The sequence below is a fragment of the Escherichia sp. E1V33 genome (assembly GCF_004211955.1).
GTDB lineage: Bacteria > Pseudomonadota > Gammaproteobacteria > Enterobacterales > Enterobacteriaceae > Escherichia.
This window is the reverse complement of the sequence record NZ_RHJI01000021.1, coordinates 175,400-198,993: the sequence shown is the minus strand read 5'-3', so window position 1 is coordinate 198,993 and position 23,594 is coordinate 175,400. Positions and strand designations below refer to the sequence as shown.

The 23,594-nt window shown below is 52.6% G+C and carries 19 protein-coding genes and 1 pseudogene; 12 read left to right on the top strand and 8 right to left on the bottom strand.

Translation table 11 applies throughout. The annotated features are described in order from the left end of the window. Positions 1-453 precede the first annotated feature (453 nt). From qseE to glnB, 4 genes are all read left to right on the top strand, one after another. Entirely contained in the window at positions 454-1,881 is a 1,428-nt protein-coding gene (gene qseE / locus D9742_RS19425; RefSeq protein WP_130237941.1) for a two component system sensor histidine kinase QseE/GlrK, read from the top strand. Positions 1,882-2,045: 164 nt separating this feature from the next. Next, positions 2,046-2,759, top strand: a complete 714-nt coding sequence (gene qseG, locus D9742_RS19420; RefSeq protein ID WP_130237940.1) for a two-component system QseEF-associated lipoprotein QseG — start codon at positions 2,046-2,048, stop codon at positions 2,757-2,759. Then, the gene (gene glrR, locus D9742_RS19415) at positions 2,749-4,083 is read left to right on the top strand and encodes a two-component system response regulator GlrR (RefSeq protein WP_130237939.1); all 1,335 of its coding nucleotides are present in this window, start codon (positions 2,749-2,751) and stop codon (positions 4,081-4,083) included. The genes qseG and glrR overlap by 11 nt, the downstream gene beginning before the upstream one ends. 60 nt (positions 4,084-4,143) lie before the next feature. Continuing rightward, on the top strand, positions 4,144-4,482 hold the full coding sequence (gene glnB / locus D9742_RS19410; protein WP_000717691.1) for a nitrogen regulatory protein P-II: 339 nt from the start codon (positions 4,144-4,146) through the stop codon (positions 4,480-4,482). A 43-nt stretch (positions 4,483-4,525) separates the two neighbouring features. On the opposite strand, the gene hmpA is transcribed toward glnB, so the two are convergent. After that, complete coding sequence (gene hmpA / locus D9742_RS19405; RefSeq protein ID WP_130237938.1) at positions 4,526-5,716, bottom strand: NO-inducible flavohemoprotein; 1,191 nt, start codon at positions 5,714-5,716, stop codon at positions 4,526-4,528. Positions 5,717-6,047: 331 nt separating this feature from the next. On the opposite strand from hmpA, the gene glyA reads away from it, so the two are divergent. Continuing rightward, positions 6,048-7,301 carry a serine hydroxymethyltransferase gene (glyA, locus tag D9742_RS19400; RefSeq protein WP_000919159.1) on the top strand — a complete coding sequence of 418 codons (1,254 nt, stop codon included), beginning with the start codon at positions 6,048-6,050 and terminating at the stop codon, positions 7,299-7,301. Between the two features lie 63 nt (positions 7,302-7,364). Here glyA and D9742_RS19395 read toward each other — a convergent pair whose 3' ends face one another. After that, positions 7,365-8,558 carry an ROK family protein gene (locus D9742_RS19395; protein WP_130237937.1) on the bottom strand — a complete coding sequence of 398 codons (1,194 nt, stop codon included), beginning with the start codon at positions 8,556-8,558 and terminating at the stop codon, positions 7,365-7,367. 117 nt (positions 8,559-8,675) lie between these two features. On the opposite strand from D9742_RS19395, the gene D9742_RS19390 reads away from it, so the two are divergent. The 6 genes and pseudogenes from D9742_RS19390 (at position 8,676) to D9742_RS19365 (ending at position 17,604) form a co-directional block, all read left to right on the top strand. Beyond that, on the top strand, positions 8,676-11,957 hold the full coding sequence (locus D9742_RS19390; protein WP_130237936.1) for a DUF5107 domain-containing protein: 3,282 nt from the start codon (positions 8,676-8,678) through the stop codon (positions 11,955-11,957). Positions 11,958-12,053: 96 nt separating this feature from the next. After that, a complete protein-coding gene (locus D9742_RS19385) occupies positions 12,054-13,037 on the top strand; it encodes a substrate-binding domain-containing protein (RefSeq protein WP_130237935.1) in 984 nt (327 codons plus the stop codon). A 22-nt stretch (positions 13,038-13,059) separates the two neighbouring features. Then, positions 13,060-14,571 (top strand): sugar ABC transporter ATP-binding protein, encoded by a 1,512-nt coding sequence (locus tag D9742_RS19380; RefSeq protein WP_130237934.1) that lies wholly within the window; start codon positions 13,060-13,062, stop codon positions 14,569-14,571. A gap of 23 nt (positions 14,572-14,594) precedes the next feature. Beyond that, positions 14,595-15,593 (top strand): ABC transporter permease, encoded by a 999-nt coding sequence (locus D9742_RS19375; protein ID WP_001276664.1) that lies wholly within the window; start codon positions 14,595-14,597, stop codon positions 15,591-15,593. A 32-nt stretch (positions 15,594-15,625) separates the two neighbouring features. Then, a pseudogene (locus D9742_RS19370) lies at positions 15,626-16,720 on the top strand (zinc-binding dehydrogenase). Between the two features lie 11 nt (positions 16,721-16,731). Further along, the gene (locus D9742_RS19365; RefSeq protein ID WP_130237933.1) at positions 16,732-17,604 is read left to right on the top strand and encodes an aldose 1-epimerase; all 873 of its coding nucleotides are present in this window, start codon (positions 16,732-16,734) and stop codon (positions 17,602-17,604) included. Between the two features lie 148 nt (positions 17,605-17,752). Here the strand turns inward: D9742_RS19365 and D9742_RS19360 are convergent, their stop codons facing one another. The 6 genes from D9742_RS19360 to hcaE all read right to left on the bottom strand — a co-directional run bounded on the left by D9742_RS19360 (position 17,753) and on the right by hcaE (position 22,489). Further along, positions 17,753-18,175, bottom strand: a complete 423-nt coding sequence (locus D9742_RS19360; protein WP_001087245.1) for a DoxX family protein — start codon at positions 18,173-18,175, stop codon at positions 17,753-17,755. Between the two features lie 96 nt (positions 18,176-18,271). Further along, positions 18,272-19,474: a phenylpropionate dioxygenase ferredoxin reductase subunit gene (gene hcaD / locus D9742_RS19355; RefSeq protein WP_130237932.1), complete on the bottom strand. Its 1,203-nt coding sequence runs from the start codon at positions 19,472-19,474 to the stop codon at positions 18,272-18,274. Between the two features lie 9 nt (positions 19,475-19,483). Next, positions 19,484-20,296 (bottom strand): 3-phenylpropionate-dihydrodiol/cinnamic acid-dihydrodiol dehydrogenase, encoded by an 813-nt coding sequence (gene hcaB, locus D9742_RS19350; RefSeq protein ID WP_130237931.1) that lies wholly within the window; start codon positions 20,294-20,296, stop codon positions 19,484-19,486. Next, positions 20,293-20,613, bottom strand: a complete 321-nt coding sequence (locus D9742_RS19345; protein ID WP_001080104.1) for a bifunctional 3-phenylpropionate/cinnamic acid dioxygenase ferredoxin subunit — start codon at positions 20,611-20,613, stop codon at positions 20,293-20,295. The genes hcaB and D9742_RS19345 overlap by 4 nt, the downstream gene beginning before the upstream one ends. Beyond that, on the bottom strand, positions 20,613-21,131 hold the full coding sequence (gene hcaF / locus D9742_RS19340) for a 3-phenylpropionate/cinnamic acid dioxygenase subunit beta (protein ID WP_001276072.1): 519 nt from the start codon (positions 21,129-21,131) through the stop codon (positions 20,613-20,615). Before hcaF ends, D9742_RS19345 begins: the two co-directional genes overlap by 1 nt. Beyond that, the gene (hcaE, locus tag D9742_RS19335; RefSeq protein ID WP_000211172.1) at positions 21,128-22,489 is read right to left on the bottom strand and encodes a 3-phenylpropionate/cinnamic acid dioxygenase subunit alpha; all 1,362 of its coding nucleotides are present in this window, start codon (positions 22,487-22,489) and stop codon (positions 21,128-21,130) included. Before hcaE ends, hcaF begins: the two co-directional genes overlap by 4 nt. Before the next feature lie 135 nt (positions 22,490-22,624). On the opposite strand from hcaE, the gene hcaR reads away from it, so the two are divergent. Next, positions 22,625-23,515: a DNA-binding transcriptional regulator HcaR gene (gene hcaR / locus D9742_RS19330; protein ID WP_130237930.1), complete on the top strand. Its 891-nt coding sequence runs from the start codon at positions 22,625-22,627 to the stop codon at positions 23,513-23,515. The last annotated feature ends 79 nt before the right edge of the window (positions 23,516-23,594 follow it).

The following is a 23,594-nucleotide window of genomic DNA, read 5'->3' as shown; positions in this document are numbered from 1 at the left end:
CGGGTGGTTTGCCATGTCGCTCACAGGAGACACTTAACTTGTTGATTTAATTTAAAACGAATACTTTTATCCTTAACTGTCTCTGTTAGGCGACATAGTGACTGATTTATAAACAAATCGTGAAACAGCCATAAATCCATCAAAACAACGTAGAATCAGTACGTTATCAAACTATTTTATTTATTGGCACAGTTACTGCATAATAGTAACCAGTGGCTCATTCACCTACTTATGTCAGCCCCTTCGGGACGTGCTACATAAAATTCGAATGACGCACAACAAGGTGCCTGCCGTCCAACTTCTGATATCAGCGTAGCTATATCAACCATCGGGCGAAACGTCGAGTTAGGCACCGCCTTATTCCATAACAAAGCCGGGTAATTCCCGGCTTTGTTGTATCTGAACTCCCCCTCGGTTAGCATCAGGCTATTCGCGTCTGACGAGAGTAACACCTTGAAACGCTGGCCCGTTTTTCCCCGTTCATTACGACAATTAGTCATGCTGGCATTCTTGCTGATTCTGCTGCCTCTGCTGGTACTGGCATGGCAAGCATGGCAAAGCCTTAATGCGCTTAGCGATCAGGCGGCGCTGGTCAATCGCACAACGCTTATTGACGCCCGGCGTAGTGAGGCAATGACTAATGCGGCACTGGAGATGGAGCGTAGCTACCGTCAGTATTGCGTGCTGGACGACCCAACCCTTGCGAAGGTCTATCAAAGCCAGCGTAAACGTTACAGTAAAATGCTCGATGCCCACGCAGGCGTGTTGCCGGACGATAAACTATACCAGGCATTACGTCAGGATTTGAACAATCTTGCCCAACTTCAGTGTAACAATAGTGGGCCGGATGCGGCAGCTGCCGCGCGTCTGGAAGCCTTTGCCAATGCCAATGCCGAAATGGTACAGGCCACGCGCACCGTGGTGTTCTCACGCGGGCAGCAACTCCAGCGAGAGATAGCCGAACGCGGACAGTATTTCGGCTGGCAGTCACTGGTGTTGTTTCTGGTGAGTCTGGTAATGGTGCTACTTTTCACGCGGATGATTATCGGTCCGGTGAAAAATATCGAGCGCATGATCAATCGTCTGGGGGAGGGGCGCTCACTGGGCAATAGCATCTCGTTCAGTGGCCCGAGCGAGTTACGCTCGGTTGGGCAACGTATTCTATGGTTAAGTGAGCGCCTGTCATGGCTGGAATCCCAACGCCATCAATTTTTAAGACATTTATCTCATGAATTAAAAACGCCACTGGCGAGTATGCGCGAGGGCACTGAATTACTGGCTGATCAGGTTGTCGGGCCGCTTACGCCAGAGCAAAAAGAGGTGGTGAGCATTCTTGATAGCAGCAGCCGCAATTTGCAAAAACTGATCGAACAACTGCTTGATTACAACCGTAAACAGGCGGACAGTGCGGTGGAACTGGAGAACGTAGAGTTGGCGCCGCTGGTGGAGACGGTGGTTTCCGCTCACAGCCTGCCCGCACGGGCTAAAATGATGCATACCGACGTCGATCTCAAAGCAATAGATTGCCTGGCGGAGCCCATGTTGCTGATGAGCGTACTGGATAATCTTTACTCCAATGCGGTGCACTACGGGGCTGAATCCGGTAACATTCGCCTTCGCAGCAGTTTACATGGCGCGCGGGTTTATATTGATGTCATCAATACAGGCACGCCCATTCCGCAAGAGGAACGCGCCATGATCTTCGAACCCTTTTTTCAGGGAAGCCACCAGCGAAAAGGGGCGGTGAAGGGCAGCGGTCTGGGATTAAGCATTGCCAGGGATTGTATTCGCCGTATGCAGGGGGAACTGTATCTGGTCGACGAGAGCGGGCAAGACGTTTGTTTCCGCATTGAATTGCCTTCGTCGAAAAACACGAAATAATGTTAAGAGCCTATCCCATTAGGCTATTTTATTTGCCAGTTCGGCCCCGGGCGGAGCTCGAAATCCTCACGTACGACATGTACGCTCCGGTTTCTCCGCGCTGTCTGTGCCCAAACTGCCTGCAACAATTACGCCCACTGGGATAGGCTCTAAGTCTGGTGAATATGCGACACATTTTTCAACGATTATTGCCCCGACGGCTGTGGCTGGCGGGGTTGCCTTGTCTGGCATTGCTGGGCTGCGTGCAGAATCACAATAAACCAGCCATTAATGCGCCAGTAGAAGAAAAAATTCCGGTTTATCAACTGGCTGATTATCTTCCAACCGAATGTAGCGACATCTGGGCGCTGCAAGGTAAATCAACTGAAACTAACCCGCTTTACTGGCTACGGGCGATGGATTGCGCCAACCGCTTAATGCCAGCGCAGTCGCGTCAGGAAGCTCGCAAGTATGGTGATGGCAGCTGGCAAAATACCTTTAAGCAGGGGATTTTGCTCGCCGACGCCAAAATCACGCCTTTTGAGCGCCGCCAACTGGTCGCGCGCATTGACGCGTTAAGTACTGAAATCCCGGCGCAGGTTCGCCCGTTGTATCAACTCTGGCGCGACGGACAGGCATTGCAACTGCAACTGGCGGAAGAGCGCCAACGTTACAGCAAACTCCAGCAATCCAGCGACAGCGAACTGGACGCCCTGCGCCAGCAACATCACGTTCTACAGCAACAACTGGAACTCACTACCCGTAAGCTGGAAAACCTGACGGACATTGAACGCCAGCTCTCGACCCGCAAACCGGCCGGAAATTTTCCACCGGACACGCCGCACGAGAGTGAAAAAAACGCGCCATCCACCAATGAGGTCACCCCTGATGAGCCATAAACCTGCGCATTTATTATTGGTCGATGACGATCCGGGATTGCTGAAATTGCTTGGTCTGCGCCTGACCAGTGAAGGCTACAGCGTGGTCACGGCGGAAAGTGGCGCTGAAGGATTACGGGTACTGAATCGCGAAAAAGTAGATTTAGTCATCAGCGACCTGCGGATGGATGAAATGGACGGTATGCAGCTATTTGCTGAAATCCAGAAAGTGCAGCCGGGAATGCCAGTAATCATCCTCACCGCGCATGGTTCTATTCCCGATGCTGTCGCCGCGACACAGCAGGGCGTGTTTAGTTTCCTCACCAAGCCCGTCGATAAAGACGCGCTATATCAGGCAATTGATGATGCGCTGGAGCAATCCGCCCCAGCCACCGACGAACGTTGGCGCGCGGCGATTGTCACCCGCAGCCCGCTGATGCTGCGTTTGCTGGAACAGGCGCGGTTGGTGGCGCAATCAGACGTTAGCGTTTTGATTAATGGCCAGAGCGGCACCGGGAAAGAGATTTTCGCCCAGGCTATCCACAACGCCAGCCCGCGCAACAGCAAACCATTTATTGCTATTAACTGTGGCGCATTGCCCGAGCAGTTGCTGGAGTCGGAACTGTTTGGTCATGCGCGTGGCGCGTTTACTGGCGCTGTCAGCAATCGCGAAGGTTTATTCCAGGCGGCGGAAGGCGGTACGCTGTTTCTCGATGAGATTGGCGATATGCCTAAGCCGTTACAGGTAAAATTGCTGCGCGTATTGCAGGAGCGCAAAGTCCGCCCGCTGGGCAGTAACCGCGATATTGACATCGACGTGCGGATTATTTCTGCCACTCACCGCGACCTGCCAAAAGCGATGGCGCGCGGGGAATTCCGTGAAGATCTCTATTACCGCCTCAACGTTGTCAGCCTGAAAATTCCGGCGCTGGCGGAGCGCACAGAAGACATTCCGCTGCTGGCAAATCACTTGTTGCGTCAGGCAGCAGAACGGCATAAACCGTTTGTCCGTGCGTTCTCCACCGATGCGATGAAACGCCTGATGACTGCCAGCTGGCCGGGCAATGTGCGCCAGTTGGTGAACGTAATTGAACAGTGTGTGGCGCTGACCTCATCTCCGGTGATTAGCGATGCATTAGTAGAGCAGGCGCTGGAGGGCGAAAACACGGCGCTGCCAACCTTTGTTGAGGCGCGTAACCAGTTTGAACTCAACTATTTGCGTAAGTTGCTGCAAATCACTAAAGGCAATGTCACCCACGCGGCGAGAATGGCGGGGCGCAACCGGACAGAATTTTATAAACTGCTTTCCCGACACGAGCTGGATGCAAACGATTTCAAGGAATGAGTTGGCGTAATGTGTTACGTTTAGCAGATCAAAAGACAGGCGACCTTTTCAAGGAATAGCATGAAAAAGATTGATGCGATTATTAAACCCTTCAAGCTGGACGATGTCCGTGAAGCACTGGCCGAAGTCGGTATTACCGGCATGACCGTGACCGAAGTGAAAGGCTTTGGGCGCCAGAAAGGCCACACTGAGCTGTATCGCGGTGCGGAATATATGGTGGATTTTCTGCCGAAGGTGAAAATTGAGATCGTCGTGCCGGACGACATTGTTGATATCTGCGTAGATACGATTATTCGTACGGCGCAAACCGGCAAAATTGGTGATGGTAAAATTTTCGTCTTTGATGTGGCACGGGTCATTCGTATCCGTACCGGCGAAGAGGACGACGCGGCAATTTAAACCGCGTCATGGTTGCCGGATGTTTCCATCCGGCAACATCAAATCACAGGACTTTATGCGGGCCAAAGCATTCGTAATGAATGTTTTCCTGTTTCACACCCAGGTCCACTAACTGTTTAGCGGCAAACTGCATGAAGCCGACCGGACCGCAGAGATAGAACTGCATTGCCGGATCGCTGAACGCACCTTCCAGTTTGCTCAAATCCATCAGACCTTCACTATCAAACTGACCTTTAGCGCGATCGGCTTCGCTCGGCTGACGATACCAGGTGTGCGCAGTAAAGCGCGGCAGTGTTTGTCCCAGTTCCTTAACTTCATCAGCAAAGGCGTGAACATCGCCATTTTCTGCCGCATGGAACCAGTTTACCTGAGCGCTATGACCTGTTTTTGCCAGCGTGTCGAGCATCGCCAGCATTGGCGTTTGCCCTACGCCTGCAGAGATCAGTGTTACCGGCGTGTCATCCGTCACATCCATAAAGAAATCACCCGCCGGAGCTACCAGTTTCACAACATCGCCAACGTTGGCGTGATTGTGCAGCCAGTTGGATACCTGCCCGCCATCTTCGCGTTTCACCGCTATACGATAGCCTTTGCCATCCGGTTTACGGGTCAAAGAGTACTGACGAATCTCCTGATGCGGGAAACCTTCTGGTTTCAGCCAGACGCCGAGATATTGTCCCGGACGGTATTCTGCCACTGTGCCACCGTCGACCGGTTCCAGTTCGAAACTGGTGATAAGTGCGCTGCACGGCGTTTTAGCTACAATGCGGAAATCGCGAGTACCTTCCCAGCCACCGGCTTTGCTGGCATTTTCGTTATAGATTTCCGCCTCGCGATTGATAAATACATTAGCCAGTACGCCATAGGCTTTACCCCACGCATCCAGTACTTCCTGCCCCGGGCTGAACATTTCGTCCAGGGTCGCCAACAGGTGTTCACCGACGATGTTGTACTGTTCCGGTTTGATCTGGAAGCTGGTGTGCTTCTGCGCGATTTTTTCTACCGCTGGCAGCAGCGCAGGCAGGTTTTCAATATTACTGGCGTAGGCGGCAATAGCGTTAAACAGGGCTTCACGTTGATCGCCATTACGTTGGTTACTCATGTTAAAAATTTCTTTGAGTTCTGGGTTATGAGTAAACATACGGTCGTAGAAATGGGCGGTTAACTTCGGCCCTGTTTCCACCAGTAAAGGGATTGTGGCTTTTACTGTAGCGATGGTTTGAGCGTCAAGCATAGAGTCTTCCTTTTTTTTGCATCTTAATTGATGTATCTCAAATGCATCTTATAAAAAATAGCCCTGCACTGTAAATGGTTCTTTTGGTGTTTTTCATCAAGAATGTGATGAAGTGAAAAATTTGCATCACAAACCTGAAAAGAAATCCGTTTCCGGTTGCAGGCCCTTTATTCTCCAAAGCCTTGCACAGCTTGAAGGTAATCGTTTGCGTAAATTCCTTTGTCAAGACCTGTTATCGCACAATGATTCGGTTATACTGTTCGCCGTTGTCCATCAGGACCGCCAAAATTAGGCGAAAAAATTTTATTGTTAGCTGAGTCAGGAGATGCGGATGTTAAAGCGTGAAATGAACATTGCCGATTATGATGCCGAACTGTGGCAGGCTATGGAGCAGGAAAAAGTACGTCAGGAAGAGCACATCGAACTGATCGCCTCCGAAAACTACACCAGCCCGCGCGTAATGCAGGCGCAGGGTTCTCAGCTGACCAACAAATATGCTGAAGGTTATCCGGGCAAGCGCTACTACGGCGGTTGCGAGTATGTTGATATCGTTGAACAACTGGCGATCGATCGTGCGAAAGAGCTGTTCGGCGCTGACTACGCTAACGTCCAGCCGCACTCCGGCTCCCAGGCTAACTTTGCGGTCTACACCGCGCTGCTGGAACCAGGTGATACCGTTCTGGGTATGAACCTGGCGCATGGCGGTCACCTGACTCACGGTTCTCCGGTTAACTTCTCCGGTAAACTGTACAACATCGTTCCTTACGGTATCGATGCGACCGGTCATATCGACTACGCAGATCTGGAAAAACAAGCCAAAGAACACAAGCCGAAAATGATTATCGGTGGCTTCTCTGCATATTCCGGCGTGGTTGACTGGGCGAAAATGCGTGAAATCGCTGATAGCATCGGTGCTTACCTGTTCGTTGATATGGCGCACGTTGCGGGCCTGGTTGCTGCCGGCGTCTATCCAAACCCGGTTCCTCATGCTCACGTAGTTACTACTACCACTCACAAAACCCTGGCGGGTCCGCGCGGCGGCCTGATCCTGGCAAAAGGCGGTAGCGAAGAGCTGTACAAAAAACTGAACTCTGCCGTCTTCCCTGGTGGTCAGGGCGGTCCGTTGATGCACGTAATCGCCGGTAAAGCGGTTGCTCTGAAAGAAGCGATGGAGCCTGAGTTCAAAACTTACCAGCAGCAGGTCGCGAAAAACGCTAAAGCGATGGTAGAAGTGTTCCTCGAGCGCGGCTACAAAGTGGTTTCCGGCGGTACTGATAACCACCTGTTCCTGGTTGATCTGGTTGATAAAAACCTGACCGGTAAAGAAGCAGACGCAGCTCTGGGCCGTGCTAACATCACCGTCAACAAAAACAGCGTACCGAACGATCCGAAGAGCCCGTTTGTGACCTCCGGTATTCGCGTGGGTACTCCGGCGATTACGCGTCGCGGTTTCAAAGAAGCAGAAGCGAAAGAACTGGCTGGCTGGATGTGTGACGTGCTGGACAGCATCAATGATGAAGCGGTTATTGAGCGCATCAAAGGTAAAGTTCTCGACATCTGCGCACGTTACCCGGTTTACGCATAAGCGAAACGGTTAATCTGTTGAAAAAAGGCTTCCTTCGGGAAGCCTTTTTACGTTATCGCGTCATCAAATCTGGCGTAACTGCGCCTCAACATACAAATAGCCAATTCCCAGCACCTGTTGTGCGCGGCTTAATTGCCCAAAGCCAATTTGCGTCGCTTTCACGCTCGGTCCTTCGTCGCGGTCGAACGGGTTAAATCCTGTCTGGCGAATAATAGTATTAAGCCAGTTCTCACCAAAGGCGCAACTGCGACCGTACAACCAAATCTGATTAATATTGAGGATGTTGAGGAAGTTATACAGACTCAAACCAATGGCGTTGGCACTGCGGTCAACCCAGCTGGTGACCCACGGTTCTCCACTTTGCCAGGCGGCAATTAATTGCGCGGTAGTCAGTTTTTCTGGATCAAGCTGAGTATTGCCAGGTTGTGACTTTAGCCATACTCGCGCCTGTTTTTTTAATGCGCTTAACGAGGCGACGGTTTCCAGGCAGCCATAACGTCCACAGTCGCAGGCAACGCCATCCGGATTAACGATGGTGTGACCAATCTGTCCGCTACCATACAAACTGCCGCGATAAATTTGCTCGTTAATCACGAACGACGAGCCAATGCCGTAATCAACGTTGATCACGCAGAAATCCCGTTCCTGCGAATTATTTTGCCATTTCTCCGCCAGCGCCAGCATCACGCAGTCATTATCGACCATCACCCGAATGCCGAGCTTCTCTTCCAGCAGATACTTCACCTCAACCGGCGTTGTCCACGGCGCTTGCGGCATGGTTTGCGACACTCCTGTCACTGGATCAACCTGACCGTGGATTGCCAGCGCCAGATTGATGGTGCGGTCCGGCCACAATTTACGGTGGCGATGCCAGCATTTTTCGATTTCGGACAGCAGCGCCTGCGGCGTCGGTGCATCAATCTGTAAATACTCAAATTCACCTTTCGGACTTAAACAAGCATTAGCAACCTGACACTCAATACTGGTGGGCGTCACGTTCAGGCACAGCGTCCAGTCACCTTCCGGCGCAATCAGCCATGTACCGCTACTATGCCCGCGCGTCTGGCTTTCATCGTCGATATTCACCACCCGTTTTTCGCTTTCCAGTTCCTGCAAAATATTACTGACTGCCGGAATCGAAATTTGCGCCAGCCTGGCCAGCGTCGACTTATTGGCGCGTTTTTGTCGGTACAGCAGTTCCAGAATCACGCATTTGTTATGGTGGCGAATCTGTTGATTGTTAATGCAGGCTCTCATCTTCACTAAACCTTGTTTAGTTAATTGCGTGATTATTCCGCGAAAACATTGCCAGATTGTTCAATACACTGCCACAAATCTTTTAATTCAGTATGTCTTGTTAATATTGAGGGCACCATGACTCCAGTAAAAGTGTGGCAAGAGCGCGTTGAGATCCCGACCTATGAAACCGGGCCGCAGGATATACATCCCATGTTCCTGGAAAATCGCGTTTATCAGGGATCGTCCGGCGCGGTTTATCCCTACGGCGTGACCGATACGCTGAGTGAACAGAAAACCCTGAAATCCTGGCAGGCGGTGTGGCTGGAAAACGACTACATCAAAGTGATGATCCTGCCGGAACTGGGCGGTCGGGTGCATCGCGCGTGGGATAAAGTTAAACAGCGCGATTTTGTCTATCACAATGAAGTCATTAAACCTGCGCTGGTGGGGCTGCTGGGACCGTGGATCTCTGGCGGGATTGAGTTTAACTGGCCGCAACACCATCGCCCGACCACCTTTATGCCCGTCGATTTCACCCTCGAAGCCCATGAAGACGGCGCACAGACGGTGTGGGTCGGCGAAACGGAGCCGATGCACGGTTTACAGGTGATGACAGGTTTCACACTGCGCCCTGAACGGGCTGCGCTGGAAATCGCCAGCCGCGTCTATAACGGCAACGCCACGCCGCGTCATTTCTTGTGGTGGGCCAACCCGGCAGTGAAAGGGGGGGAAGGGCATCAGAGCGTCTTCCCGCCGGATGTAACGGCGGTGTTTGATCACGGCAAACGGGCCGTCTCCGCTTTCCCTATCGCTACCGGCACTTACTACAAAGTGGACTACTCCGCTGGAGTGGACATTTCTCGCTATAAAAATGTGCCCGTTCCAACCTCATATATGGCTGAAAAATCACAGTACGATTTTGTCGGCGCATGGTGTCACGATGAAGATGGCGGTTTGCTACACGTTGCCAACCACCACATCGCGCCAGGTAAAAAACAGTGGAGCTGGGGACACAGTGAATTTGGCCAGGCGTGGGATAAGAGCCTGACTGACAATAACGGTCCGTATATCGAACTGATGACCGGTATTTTTGCCGATAACCAGCCTGATTTTACCTGGCTTGATGCTTACGAAGAGAAGCGTTTTGAGCAGTATTTCCTGCCTTACCATTCTTTGGGCATGGTGCAAAACGCCTCCCGCGATGCGGTGATTAAACTCCAGCGTAGTGAGCGGGGGATTGAGTGGGGGCTGTATGCCATCTCTCCGTTGAACGGATACCGCCTGGCGATCCGCGAAATCGGCAAATGCAACGCGTTACTTGATGATGCCGTGGCCCTGACACCAGCGACCGCCATCCAGGGCGTGTTACACGGTATCAATCCTGAAAGACTGACCATTGAGCTCTCTGATGCCGACGGCAATATTGTACTGAGTTATCAGGAACATCAGCCGCAAGAGTTGCCGTTGCCGGACGTCGCCAAAGCGCCACTGTCAGCACAAGACATTACCAGTACAGATGAAGCCTGGTTTATCGGTCAGCATCTGGAGCAATATCATCACGCCAGCCGTTCACCGTTCGATTACTACCTGCGAGGCGTGGCGCTGGATCCGCTGGATTACCGCTGTAACCTGGCGCTGGCGATGCTGGAATATAACCGCGCAGATTTCCCGCAAGCGGTGGCGTATGCCACTCAGGCTCTGAAACGCGCACATGCGCTGAACAAAAATCCGCAGTGCGGACAGGCGAGTTTGATTCGCGCCAGTGCTTACGAACGTCAGGGACAATATCAACAAGCCGAAGAGGATTTCTGGCGTGCGGTCTGGAGCGGCAACAGTAAAGCCGGAGGCTATTATGGTCTGGCACGACTGGCGGCGCGTAATGGTAACTTCGACGCGGGTCTGGATTTTTGCCAACAAAGTCTTCGCGCCTGCCCAACCAATCAGGAAGTGCTTTGCCTGCATAATCTGCTGCTGGTGTTAATTGGTCGTCAGGACAACGCGCGTTTGCAGCGCGAGAAACTGCTGCGCGATTATCCGCTGAACGCCACTCTGTGGTGGCTGAACTGGTTCGATGGTCGTAGCGAATCAGCTCTCGCGCAGTGGCGCGGTCTGTGTCAGGGACGCGACGTTAACGCCCTGATGACCGCCGGGCAACTGATTAACTGGGGAATGCCCACCCTGGCGGCAGAGATGCTGAACGCACTGGACTGCCAGCGCACGCTGCCGCTTTACCTGCAAGCCAGCTTGCTGCCGAAAGCCGAACGTGGCGAACTGGTCGCAAAAGCCATTGATGTCTTCCCGCAGTTTGTCCGTTTCCCGAATACGCTGGAAGAAGTGGCGGCGCTGGAGAGTATTGAAGAGTGCTGGTTTGCTCGCCATTTACTGGCCTGCTTCTACTACAACAAACGTAGCTACAACAAAGCCATTGCCTTATGGCAACGTTGCGTAGAGATGTCGCCGGAGTTTGCCGACGGCTGGCGCGGGTTAGCGATCCATGCGTGGAATAAGCAACACGATTATGAGCTGGCCGCGCGTTATCTTGATAATGCTTATCAGCTTGCGCCGCAGGATGCACGTCTGCTTTTCGAACGGGATTTGCTTGATAAGTTAAGTGGAGCCACACCGGAGAAACGACTGGCGCGTCTGGAAAATAATCTGGAAATTGCGCTGAAACGCGACGACATGACCGCAGAACTGCTCAATTTGTGGCATCTCACGGGGCAGGCAGACAAAGCGGCGGACATTCTCGCCACGCGCAAATTCCACCCGTGGGAAGGCGGGGAAGGGAAGGTCACCAGTCAGTTTATCCTCAACCAGTTATTACGCGCCTGGCAGCATCTTGATGCCAGACAGCCGCAGCAGGCCAGCGAACTGCTTCATGCCGCGCTGCATTATCCGGAGAATTTAAGCGAAGGCCGTTTACCGGGGCAAACTGATAACGACATCTGGTTCTGGCAGGCGATATGCGCCAACGCGCAGGGCGATGAAACTGAAGCGACGCATTGTTTACGTCTGGCGGCGACCGGCGATCGCACCATTAACATCCACAGTTATTACAACGATCAGCCGGTTGATTATCTCTTCTGGCAAGGAATGGCGCTGCGACTGCTGGGCGAACAACAAATCGCACAGCAACTGTTTAGTGAAATGAAACAGTGGGCGCAAGAGATGGCGAAAACCAGTATTGAGGCGGATTTCTTTGCTGTTTCACAACCTGATCTGTTGTCGCTGTATGGCGATTTACAACAGCAGCATAAAGAAAAATGCCTGATGGTGGCGATGCTGGCGTCCGCGGGACTCGGGGAGGTTGCGCAATATGAGTCTGCTCGCGCTGAATTGACGGCGATTAATCCGGCCTGGCCGAAAGCGGCATTATTCACCACTGTGATGCCTTTTATTTTTAACTACGTTCACTAAACCTTATTAACTGTAATATTTGAGCGGCACGCGCTGCCGCTCACGCTCAAATAATTAAAATAAGCCGTTGTAAATAAAAACCCTACAGGAGGCACTATGCCTAAAAAAATGACAACAACCCGTAATTTATTATTAATGGCTACGCTATTGGGTAGCGCACTATTTGCCAACGCTGCGGATAAAGAAATGACCATTGGCACAATATACCTTGATACCCAGGGATATTACGCCGGAGTGCGTCAGGGCGTTCAGGATGCGGCAAAAGATTCTTCAGTACAGGTACAGTTAATTGAAACTAACGCCCAGGGCGATATTTCGAAAGAAAGTACCTTTGTTGATACCCTCGTGGCGCGTAATGTCGATGCCATTATTTTATCGGCAGTGTCTGAAAATGGCAGTAGCCGTACCGTTCGTCGCGCCAGTGAAGCGGGTATTCCGGTGATTTGCTACAACACCTGTATTAATCAAAAGGGTGTCGATAAATATGTCTCGGCATATCTGGTGGGTGACCCGCTGGAATTTGGTAAAAAACTGGGTAACGCTGCCGCCGATTATTTTATTGCCAACAAAATTGACCAGCCGAAAATTGCCGTCATCAATTGCGAAGCCTTTGAAGTTTGTGTGCAACGACGTAAAGGGTTTGAAGAAGTATTAAAAGCCCGCGTTCCCGGCGCGCAAATTGTCGCTAATCAGGAAGGGACTGTTTTAGATAAAGCGATTTCCGTTGGTGAAAAACTGATTATCTCCACGCCGGATCTCAACGCCATTATGGGGGAATCGGGCGGTGCGACACTCGGCGCGGTAAAAGCGGTACGTAATCAAAATCAGGCTGGAAAAATTGCTGTTTTCGGTTCGGATATGACCACTGAAATTGCTCAGGAACTGGAAAATAACCAGGTGCTGAAAGCGGTAGTGGATATTTCTGGTAAGAAAATGGGCAATGCTGTTTTCGCGCAAACATTGAAGGTTATCAATAAACAAGCCGACGGTGAAAAAGTGATTCAGGTGCCAATCGATCTCTATACCAAAACTGAAGACGGTAAACAGTGGCTGGCAACGCACGTTGATGGTCTGCCCTAATAGCTGATTCGCAGAGGTCCCTATGTTCACGGCAACAGAGGCAGTCCCGGTAGCAAAAGTGGTGGCAGGAAATAAGCGTTATCCAGGCGTCGTTGCGCTGGATAACGTTAACTTCACGCTCAATAAAGGTGAAGTTCGCGCGCTGTTAGGCAAAAACGGTGCGGGAAAATCGACCCTCATTCGAATGCTTACCGGTAGCGAACGTCCGGATAGCGGTGATATCTGGATTGGTGAGACGCGACTGGAAGGCGACGAAGCTACGCTGACTCGCCGTGCCGCTGAACTGGGGGTACGCGCGGTTTATCAGGAGTTAAGTTTGGTGGAAGGGCTGACAGTGGCGGAAAACCTCTGCCTCGGTCAGTGGCCCCGCCGCAACGGCATGATTGATTACCTGCAAATGGCGCAGGATGCCCAACGTTGCTTACAGGCGCTGGGCGTTGACGTTAGCCCTGAACAACTTGTTTCAGGGCTAAGCCCGGCGCAAAAGCAACTGGTGGAAATTGCGCGGGTGATGAAAGGCGAGCCGCGCGTGGTCATTCTTGATGAACCTACCAGCTCGCTTGCCAGTGCGGAAGTTGAACTGGTAATCAGCGCCGTGAAAAAAATGTCAGCACTGGGCGTGGCGGTGATTTATGTCAGCCACCGGATGGAAGAAATCCGCCGCATTGCCTCCTGTGCCACCGTCATGCGCGATGGTCAGGTGGCGGGCGATGTGATGCTCGAAAACACTTCCACGCATCATATTGTGTCGCTAATGCTAGGGCGCGATCACGTTGATATTGCGCCGGTTGCACCTCAGGAAATTGTGGATCAGGCCGTGCTGGAAGTCCGTGCGTTACGCCATAAGCCCAAGCTGGAGGATATCAGTTTTACGCTACGTCGTGGCGAAGTGCTCGGCATTGCTGGTCTGCTGGGGGCAGGGCGCAGTGAATTGCTGAAGGCGATTGTTGGGCTGGAGACGTATGAACAGGGCGAAATTGTTATCAACGGCGAGAAAATCACGCGCCCCGATTACGGCGACATGCTGAAACGCGGCATTGGCTATACGCCAGAAAACCGCAAAGAAGCGGGGATCATTCCCTGGTTGGGCGTTGACGAAAATACAGTGCTGACCAATCGGCAAAAAATCAGCGCCAACGGAGTGCTGCAATGGTCCACCATCCGCCGCCTGACCGAAGAAGTGATGCAGCGGATGACGGTCAAGGCCGCCAGTAGCGAAACGCCCATCGGCACGCTTTCTGGCGGCAATCAGCAAAAAGTAGTGATCGGTCGTTGGGTCTATGCCGCCAGCCAGATTTTGTTGCTCGACGAGCCAACGCGCGGCGTCGATATCGAAGCCAAACAGCAGATTTACCGTATTGTCCGTGAGCTGGCTGCCGAAGGAAAAAGCGTGGTGTTTATCTCCAGTGAAGTGGAGGAGTTACCGCTGGTGTGCGACCGCATTCTGTTGTTACAGCACGGTACGTTCTCGCAGGAGTTTCACGCTCCGGTCAATGTGGATGAGCTGATGTCCGCCATTCTGTCTGTGCACTGATGAATTTTACCGAGGAACCTAAGATGTCTGCTTCGTCATTACCATTGCCGCAGGGCAAGAGCGTCTCGCTCAAACAATTTGTCAGTCGCCATATTAATGAGATCGGTTTGCTGGTGGTAATCGCCATTCTTTATCTGGTCTTTTCTCTGAACGCGCCGGGTTTTATCTCATTGAATAACCAGATGAACGTGCTGCGCGATGCCGCCACCATTGGGATCGCCGCCTGGGCGATGACGCTGATTATTATCTCCGGTGAAATTGATGTCAGCGTTGGGCCGATGGTGGCTTTTGTCTCGGTGTGCCTGGCATTTTTGCTGCAATTTGAAGTTCCGTTGGCGATTGCTTGTCTGCTGGTGTTGCTGTTAGGCGCGCTGATGGGAACGCTCGCCGGGGTACTGCGCGGCGTGTTTAACGTGCCAAGTTTCGTTGCCACGCTGGGGCTGTGGAGCGCCCTGCGCGGAATGGGGCTGTTTATGACCAACGCCCTGCCAGTGCCGATTGACGAAAATGAGGTGCTGGACTGGCTGGGCGGACAATTTCTTGGTGTGCCGGTATCCGCGCTGATCATGATGGTGTTGTTTGCGCTGTTTGTGTTTATCAGCCGCAAAACCGCCTTCGGGCGCTCGGTTTTTGCTGTTGGCGGTAATGCCACGGCGGCGCAGTTGTGCGGTATTAACGTTCGTCGGGTGCGCATTCTTATCTTTACCCTTTCGGGATTATTAGCGGCGGTGACCGGCATTTTGTTGGCGGCGCGCCTCGGTTCCGGTAACGCAGGTGCCGCAAACGGTCTGGAGTTTGACGTCATCGCCGCGGTCGTGGTCGGCGGTACGGCGCTTTCCGGTGGTCGCGGCTCGTTGTTCGGTACGCTGCTTGGCGTACTGGTGATTACGCTAATCGGTAACGGTCTGGTGCTGCTCGGGATTAACTCCTTTTTCCAGCAGGTGGTGCGCGGCGTCATCATCGTGGTGGCGGTGCTGGCGAATATCTTGCTGACCCAGCGTAGCAGTAAAGCGAAACGCTAAACCTTAACGCCCCTGGCGCGGGTGCGGCAGGGATGAAAATTAATCGTATTGTTAATGAGGGATTTATGAAAACGATGCTGGCAGCTTATTTACCAGGAAATTCGACCGTCGATCTGCGGGAAGTTGCGGTGCCGACGCCGGGGATTAACCAGGTACTGATCAAAATGAAATCCTCCGGGATTTGCGGAAGCGATGTCCACTATATCTACCATCAACACCGCGCCACGGCGGCGGCGCCCGATAAACCGTTATACCAGGGCTTTATCAACGGTCATGAGCCGTGCGGGCAAATTGTGGCGATGGGGCAAGGCTGTCGCCATTTTAAAGAGGGTGATCGCGTGCTGGTGTATCACATTTCTGGCTGTGGTTTTTGCCCGAACTGCCGCCGCGGCTTTCCTATCTCTTGTACTGGCAAAGGAAAAGCGGCTTACGGCTGGCAGCGTGACGGCGGTCATGCCGAATATCTGCTGGCGGAAGAAAAAGATCTGATCCTCCTGCCGGATGCGCTGAGCTACGAAGATGGCGCGTTTATCAGTTGCGGCGTTGGCACAGCGTATGAAGGGATCTTGCGCGGCGAAGTTTCCGGCAGTGATAACGTGTTGGTGGTTGGTCTGGGGCCGGTCGGCATGATGGCGATGATGCTGGCGAAAGGTCGTGGTGCAAAACGGATCATCGGCGTTGATATGCTGCCGGAACGTCTGGCGATGGCGAAACAGTTAGGAGTGATGGATCACGGCTATTTAGCGACCACTGAAGGTCTGCCGCAGATAATCGCCGAACTCACTCACGGCGGCGCGGATGTTGCGCTTGATTGTTCCGGTAATGCCGCAGGTCGCTTACTGGCACTGTAATCCACCGCTGACTGGGGACGCGTGGTTTACATTGGTGAAACCGGAAAAGTAGAGTTCGAGGTTAGCGCCGACCTGATGCACCATCAACGGCGAATTATTGGTTCCTGGGTGACCAGTTTGTTCCATATGGAAAAATGCGCCCACGATTTGACTGACTGGAAACTGTGGCCGCGTAACGCCATTACCCATCGCTTCTCGCTGGAACAGGCAGGTGATGCCTATGCGCTGATGGCGAGCGGCAAATGCGGGAAAGTTGTGATTAACTTCCCGGATTAAGGAGTTAGCGGATGACCATCTATACCTTATCTCACGGACCGCTAAAGCTGGATATCTCTGACCAGGGCGGCGTAATCGAAGGCTTCTGGCGTGACACGACGCCGCTCTTACGTGCCGGTAAAAAAAACGGTGTGGCAACCGATGCCTCCTGTTTTCCGCTGGTGCCGTTTGCAAACCGGGTGAGCGGTAACCGTTTTGTCTGGCAGGAGCGAGAGTATCATCTGCAACCGAATGTTGAATGGGATGCACATTATCTGCACGGTGACGGCTGGCTGGGTCAGTGGCAATGTGTCTCGCGTAGCGATGATAGTTTGTGTCTGGTGTATGAACATCGCAGCGGTGTTTATCACTATCGGGTAAGCCAGGCGTTTCATTTAACGGCGGATACGCTGACGGTGACGCTCTCTGTCAGTAATGAAGGGGTAGAGACGCTGCCATTTGGTACTGGCTGGCATCCTTATTTTCCGTTATCACCACAAACGCGGATTCAGGCGCAGGCGAGCGGTTACTGGCTGGAGCGGGAGCAGTGGCTGGCGGGTGAGTTTTGCGAGCAGCTACCGCAGGAACTGGATTTCAACCAGCTTGCGCCGTTGCCGCGTCAGTGGGTGAACAATGGTTTTGCCGGATGGAATGGTCAGGCCCGCATCGAGCAGCCGCAGGAGGGTTACGCCATCATCATGGAAACGACGCCGCCTGCACCGTGTTATTTCGTCTTTGTTTCCGACCCGGCGTTTGATAAAGGATATGCGTTTGATTTCTTCTGTCTGGAACCGATGAGTCATGCGCCAGATGACCATCATCGCCCGGAAGGTGGTGATCTCATTGCGCTTGCACCAGGGGAATCAACAATTTCAGAGATGTCGTTGCGGGTTGCGTTGCTGTAATTTATAAAATGCCGGATAAGGCGTTCACGCCGCATCAGGCACTCGGCGCACGATGCCTGATGCAACGCTTATGGCGTCTTATCAGGCCTACAATCGGTGCCGGAGCGGTGGGCCGGATAAGGCGTTCACGCCGTATCCGGCATCTTTCCTAACGTCGATCGAGAGAAATCGCCCCCGGTCCGGTAATCGCCAACAGCAGGAATGCGCCAGCAATGCTGATATTCTTCCAGAAATTAATCATATTTGGCCCGACCGCATCGCCAGTCATATCCCAGTAATGATGACCAATCACCGCCGTACCCAGCGTATAGAAAATAAACAGTACCGCCAGCGGGCGGGTGAAAAAGCCAAGTATGATTAATATCGCGGCGGGTACTTCCATAATCACCGCAATAACTGCCGCCAGCATTGGCATCGGTGCGCCCAGCGAGGCCATATATTGTACCGTCCCGTCAAAGCCCATCATTTTGGGAAAACCAAAAATAATGAAAATTAAGATGACGGCGATACGGGCAATTAATAACAAAACGGGGCGGGCGGCACCAAAATCAAAATAACGTAGTGAGTTCATAACCAATCCCTTTGCAAGATAATGTGATTTAAACGTAATACACACTCTGGTACCTCGCCACGCCCCAGCTGCCGAGATATTCGCTAATAATCCTGGTTACAGTGTTTTCAACGCGATGTTCTCATCAATTAGCAATTTCGCATCAAGGGGTTTTCCGCTCAGGATCCATTTGCGGATTGGGCGAATCTCACGCCCTTGATTCAGCGTTACCGCGCCGATAAGCACACCGTTTCGCAGATTAAACCAAATCGCTTTCTGGGTTTCCGGGTTGCCACGACAAACCCAGTCATCGCCACGCATATCGCCAATAAACTGTAAGTTATCATTGTACTGATCGCTCCAGAACCACGGCGGTGGTAGCTCCGGAAGCGGTAGCCCCAACATTGTGGCAGCGGCAATTTGCGCCTGATTATTGGCGTTTTCCCAGCTTTCGCAGCGGTGCAGCAGACCATTTTCAAGACGAGTTATCGCCACATCGCCACCGGCAAAAATAGCTGGATCGCTGGTGCGGCAAGCCTCGTCAATGACAATACCATTTACCGTATCAAGGTTGGCCTCACGTGCCAGGCGGTCGTTGGCGCTGATGCCAATACCGTAAATCACGACATCGGCCTGAAGCGTTTCGCCGCTTTGCAACGTCAGCTCTACTTTCTCACCATCGACTACATGCTCAATGGCATTGTTGAGCAAGACGCGCACACCAGCCTGCTGATGGCGTTGCAAAAGATAGCGTTGTACGGGGGGCGGCGCATTACGTCCCATCACTGTTGTCGCCAGCTCAATCACTGTCACGTTACAACCGCGCTGTGTGGCGCTGGCCGCCAGTTCCAGACCAATAGTACCGGCACCGACAATCACCACTGACCGTTCAGCTTGTAGTGCTTCCCGTAGTCTGGCGGCATCACCAGCATGGCGCAGGGTAAAGCAGCGTTTACCAAGTGCATCAAGCAAGGGCAACTGTCGGGCTGCAGCGCCCGTTGCTAGAAACAGCTGATCCCAGTACCAGCTTTCGCCGTTGGCTAATACTAACTGCCGTGTGTCGCGTCCCAATGTTTTGATGGTTACGCCAGAATGCAGATGAACGTTGTTTTCCTGCCACCAGATAGCGGGTAACACGGGCTGTAACTGCGGGGAATCCTCCAGCAACATGGTTTTCGAGAGCGGGGGGCGTTCATAAGGAAGATGTTGCTCATCGGAAAACAGGTGCAGCTCACCAGTGAATCCTTGCTGGCGTAGCGAGGCCGCAAACATTGCCGCCGCTTGCCCGCCACCGACAATAATGATCGTTTTTTCTTTCATCGTGCTTCCTTAAAGATCCAGCCCAGCCGCTACGTGGCGAATACCGCGAATCGCTAAACCCGCATCAGCGTTGATCATCACCCCGCTTAATGCGCGATTATTGCGCCGCGATGCAAACATCACATACGGACCCGTAAAATCCGCCGGTTGCGGGAAAAATTGCAGCGGTAAAATGGCGGCAATTTTCTCCGGCGTCAGAGACTGCATTATCGAGGTTTCACTTTGCCCGAGCGCCTGCGGGCCGCGGAGATCGCTGGCCATGCCGCACGGGCCGACGCCATTCACCCGTACTTTCGGTGCCAGTTCATAGGCCAGTTGGCGAATAAGCCCGGTTGCGGCATGTTTACTGGCGGTGTACAGCGGGCCTCCGCCGCCAGGATACCAGGCGGCATTTGACAGTGTGAAAATCATGCTGCCTTCACTGGCGATTAACGCCGGAGCGCAGGCTTTTGCACCCAGCAGATAACCGAGTACGTTGACGTTAAACAGCTCGTGGAAGCCGGTTTCGAGCGTCTCTGCGGGAGTATTAACCAGTGAGGCATTGTGATCCCAGATGCCCGCATTGCCGATAAAACAATCCAGCTTGCCGGAACGAGTCAGGATCTGATCGACCGCGCGTTGATAATCGGCATAACAGGTCACGTTGCCTTCTATCGCCAGAATATGTTCGCCAAATCGCTGACGCAGACTGGCGACTTTTGCCGCCGACAGTTCCAGCGTGGCAACCTGCGCGCCTTCTTCGATAAATCTCTCGACCAGCGCCAGGCCTAATCCCGAGCCGCCGCCGGTAATAAAAATAGATTCGTTATGTAAATCGCTCATGGCTGCGCCTCCGGTAAGTCGATGAAGATGTCACTACCTTCAACGTGCACTGGATAGGTTGTCAGCGGATCGGTGGCGGGCAGGCATAACGCTTTGCCCGTTTTCAGGCAAAAACTGGCGGCGTGCAGTGGGCATTCCACCGTGGCGTCATCTTCCAGATACCCTTCTGACATCGACGCATTACCGTGACTGCAACGATCGTTAATGGCATAAAACTCGCCGCCAACGTTGAACAGGGCGATGACGGGCGAGGTATCGATCCGGAGAGCCTCACCTTCCGGCACATCCGCAACGGGACACGCATAAATTCGATTCATCAGAACAGTACACTCAGGTTATGGGAAGTGATCACCGCTTGATCCAGGACGATATCCCGTTCCAGCAAGCGCCAGTTGTCGTCTTCCAGACGGCGAACTTTGTCAAAACGAGTCCCGACATAGAACGTTTCATCGCGCTCTTTTTGTGCCCGATAAAGCAGATAATTCACCCTCACGGCAAATACGTTTGGGATGTCGGTTTCGCTTATCTGGCAGTTGCTGATTAAGTGGCGGGTGCGTGACGGCGGCTCTTCTGCCCATGCCATGCCCGTTTCCAGACGGGCGATTCGCCGCTCCAGCTGGTCTTTGGTGTCATTAAAAATCCAGGTTGTCGGTGGCTGGACGCCTTTGCGGCGGTCTCGCGTTTGCGCGTTAACCGTGGTGCGCATGGTGTAACGAATCTCTTCGTCGAGCTGTGCCAGCCAGTCACGAAATTTCCAGTCATCCAGCAGACTGGCTTCGTGAAAGAGAAACTGGCTAATGCGGTGATGTAACTCCAGTGAAACTTGCGCACTCATTTCATCACCTCCTGCTGGTAAGCGGCGGTTTTATCGAGCACTTCCTGCCAGCTTTCGCTACTCAGAAGATCGGCCCAGCGTTGGTACATTCCACGAGCGGCAGTTTCTGAAAAGATATAGTTAGTAATGCCAGGAATGCCGTCGTCGCGACGCTTTTCCTGACCAAGCCCCATTTCCAGACACAGTTTGCTGTTGCGGGCGCGGTGGCCTTTCAGCAATTTCTGGATTTCACACCAGTTCTCCGAGTCATCCTGCTCGAGAAAACCAGCAGGACCAAAAGCACGAGTGGCGCTGTTTTCAAAAGCGGCTTTAACTTCATCGGAGGCGGCTTTGTCAGTAATACAGAACGCCCACACTTCGACTTGATCAGGGCCGCGCGGATGCCAGACGCGGAGCGTGGCAGTGCCGTTGAGCCATGAAAGCGTGGGGAAAATATTGTTATGACCCGCCAGGCGCAGGGCGCGAACTTCACCTAAACGTTGTTCTGCTTCGGCATAGGTTTCGCGGTAATAGCTTGAAACTGCGCCATCGACCCAGACATTAGCATCCGGTTTTTCAGTAAAGAAGAAACCGCTACCGTGACCGTCCTGACCAAATTGCAGCGCATCTTTGGCGGTTTCCCACACCGGGCGGGCGGTTTGTCCATCACCGAGGCGCTTATCGCTGCCATCATCTTTCGCCCCTAATACCTGAACGGCAGAAGCATGGCTGAACAGAGCATGATACTGGTCACTGGCGAACTGCTCTGCCGGGAATTTCCAGTTGCAGTTGATCACCCACTTTTGTACGCCGCCGACAATTTCGGTGCCGCCTTCGCGACGATCCAGCATGCCATCCAGATACCAGGCAATGTCACCCAGGTAATCACGCAGGCCCGGTGCGCTGGTATCCCAGTTGCCAAAAATCAGCCCTTTATAACTCTCCACACAAGGAACTTCGTTTAGCCCCCAGTGGGATTTACACAACCCTTGTGGGTAGGCGCGAGGTTCCAGCGGTACATCGATCAACTCGCCGTTAATGCCATAAGACCAGCCGTGATACGGGCAGGTAAAGGCGCGAGTGTTGCCGCAATCTGCATAACTCACACGCATGGCCCGGTGGCGGCATTGGTTGAGAAACGCCTTGATGCTGCCGTCTTTCTGACGCACTACGACAACCGCATCTTCTCCCATGTAGGTGTTAAAGAAATCACCGGGTTTTGGGATCTGGCTTTCGTGGGCGAGAAATAGCCAGCAACGACCGAAAATACGCTCAAGCTCCAGTTGGTAAATGTCCGGGTCGGTATAAATACGCGGAGTGACCCGACCGTTTTGGGTGTCAATCAGTTGGTAAATGTTCAAATCTGAGGGTGTGGTCATATTTTTTAATCCTGAAAGATAAGATGTATTGACCTTCTATTTTTGTGCCATAAGGATGTTGCTGGTTGGTTGCTAATATGTGAAATAGTTAATTTCTACCAGCTGAGACGTTTTTTCGATAACAAGGGGAAGGTGATGGAACTACGGCATTTACGCTATTTCGTCGCAGTGGCTCAGGCGCTGAACTTCACCCGTGCGGCGGAAAAACTGCATACCTCACAGCCTTCGTTAAGCAGCCAGATCCGCGATCTCGAAAACTGTGTCGGTGTTTCGTTACTGGTGAGGGATAAGCGTAAAGTCGCGTTGACGGCGGCGGGAGAATGTTTTCTCCAGGACGCGCTGGCAATCCTCGAACAAGCGGAAAATGCCAAATTACGGGCGCGGAAAATTGTTCAGGAAGACAGACAATTAACCATTGGCTTTGTGCCATCGGCGGAAGTGAATTTACTGCCAAAAGTATTGCCCATGTTCCGGCTGAAGCAGCCAGAAACCTTGATCGAGTTGGTGAGTTTAATTACCACGCAACAGGAAGAAAAAATTCGCCGTGGTGAACTCGACGTCGGCTTAATGCGCCATCCTGTTTATAGCCCGGAGATTGATTATCTGGAGCTTTTTGACGAACCATTAGTGGTGGTGTTACCGGTTGATCACCCTTTAGCACATGAAAAAGAGATCACCGCCGCGCAACTGGATGGCGTGAATTTCGTCAGTACCGATCCGGCGTATTCCGGTTCGCTTGCGCCGATCGTTAAAGCGTGGTTTGCACAAGAAAACAGCCAGCCAAATATCGTCCAGGTGGCAACGAATATTCTGGTGACCATGAATCTGGTGGGCATGGGGCTGGGCGTCACTTTGATACCCGGTTATATGAATAATTTTAATACCGGGCAGGTTGTTTTTCGTCCCATTGCCGGAAATGTGCCTTCCATTGCTTTACTGATGGCGTGGAAGAAAGGGGAGATGAAGCCGGCATTACATGATTTCATCGCCATTGTGCAGGAACGTTTGGCAAGCGTAACGGCATAATTACGCATTATTTTTGCAACATGCGTCGCGGGTCGCATCTTTTTGTCATTTCCTGATATGCATGACAATCGGCGGGAAG

Bases quoted from the DNA above. Each gene is read 5' to 3' on its own strand.
- glnB (WP_000717691.1), top strand. From the start codon at position 4,144: ATGAAAAAGATTGATGCGATTATTAAACCCTTCAAGCTGGACGATGTC.
- hcaR (WP_130237930.1), top strand. From the start codon at position 22,625: ATGGAACTACGGCATTTACGCTATTTCGTCGCAGTGGCTCAGGCGCTG.
- hcaB (WP_130237931.1), bottom strand. From the start codon at position 20,296: ATGAGCGATTTACATAACGAATCTATTTTTATTACCGGCGGCGGCTCG.
- hcaD (WP_130237932.1), bottom strand. From the start codon at position 19,474: ATGAAAGAAAAAACGATCATTATTGTCGGTGGCGGGCAAGCGGCGGCA.
- D9742_RS19360 (WP_001087245.1), bottom strand. From the start codon at position 18,175: ATGAACTCACTACGTTATTTTGATTTTGGTGCCGCCCGCCCCGTTTTG.
- hcaE (WP_000211172.1), bottom strand. From the start codon at position 22,489: ATGACCACACCCTCAGATTTGAACATTTACCAACTGATTGACACCCAA.
- D9742_RS19380 (WP_130237934.1), top strand. From the start codon at position 13,060: ATGTTCACGGCAACAGAGGCAGTCCCGGTAGCAAAAGTGGTGGCAGGA.
- D9742_RS19385 (WP_130237935.1), top strand. From the start codon at position 12,054: ATGCCTAAAAAAATGACAACAACCCGTAATTTATTATTAATGGCTACG.
- qseG (WP_130237940.1), top strand. From the start codon at position 2,046: ATGCGACACATTTTTCAACGATTATTGCCCCGACGGCTGTGGCTGGCG.
- D9742_RS19365 (WP_130237933.1), top strand. From the start codon at position 16,732: ATGACCATCTATACCTTATCTCACGGACCGCTAAAGCTGGATATCTCT.
- glrR (WP_130237939.1), top strand. From the start codon at position 2,749: ATGAGCCATAAACCTGCGCATTTATTATTGGTCGATGACGATCCGGGA.
- D9742_RS19375 (WP_001276664.1), top strand. From the start codon at position 14,595: ATGTCTGCTTCGTCATTACCATTGCCGCAGGGCAAGAGCGTCTCGCTC.
- D9742_RS19390 (WP_130237936.1), top strand. From the start codon at position 8,676: ATGACTCCAGTAAAAGTGTGGCAAGAGCGCGTTGAGATCCCGACCTAT.
- D9742_RS19345 (WP_001080104.1), bottom strand. From the start codon at position 20,613: ATGAATCGAATTTATGCGTGTCCCGTTGCGGATGTGCCGGAAGGTGAG.
- glyA (WP_000919159.1), top strand. From the start codon at position 6,048: ATGTTAAAGCGTGAAATGAACATTGCCGATTATGATGCCGAACTGTGG.
- hmpA (WP_130237938.1), bottom strand. From the start codon at position 5,716: ATGCTTGACGCTCAAACCATCGCTACAGTAAAAGCCACAATCCCTTTA.
- hcaF (WP_001276072.1), bottom strand. From the start codon at position 21,131: ATGAGTGCGCAAGTTTCACTGGAGTTACATCACCGCATTAGCCAGTTT.
- D9742_RS19395 (WP_130237937.1), bottom strand. From the start codon at position 8,558: ATGAGAGCCTGCATTAACAATCAACAGATTCGCCACCATAACAAATGC.